We start from the raw sequence: 269 nt of genomic DNA, 5'->3' as shown, positions 1-269 counted from the left end.
ATCCATTATTACGCGAGCCGTTAACACCACAGCATATTAAACCGCGTTTACTGGGGCACTGGGGCACAACGCCCGGGCTTAATTTTATCTATGCCCATTTAAACCGCATCATTCGTCAGCGCGATCTAAACCTGATCTATATCTGTGGCCCCGGTCATGGCGGTCCGGGCATGGTGGCGAACACCTGGCTCGAAGGCAGCTACAGCGAAATCTATCCGCATATCAGTCAGGATGCCGCGGGCATGCAGAAACTGTTTAAACAGTTTTCC

General features: G+C 51.7%; 1 pseudogene. It reads left to right on the top strand.

Going from position 1 to position 269, the window contains the following annotated elements:
- A pseudogene (locus tag NR195_RS22765) lies at positions 1 to 269 on the top strand (phosphoketolase); the annotation flags it as partial.

Origin of the sequence: Pantoea sp. Ft-CA_14 (assembly GCF_024520875.1) — a bacterium.
GTDB classification, from domain to species: domain Bacteria; phylum Pseudomonadota; class Gammaproteobacteria; order Enterobacterales; family Enterobacteriaceae; genus Pantoea; species Pantoea agglomerans.
The sequence above is the reverse complement of the archived record's forward strand: the minus strand, read 5'-3'. Positions and strand labels throughout refer to the sequence as shown.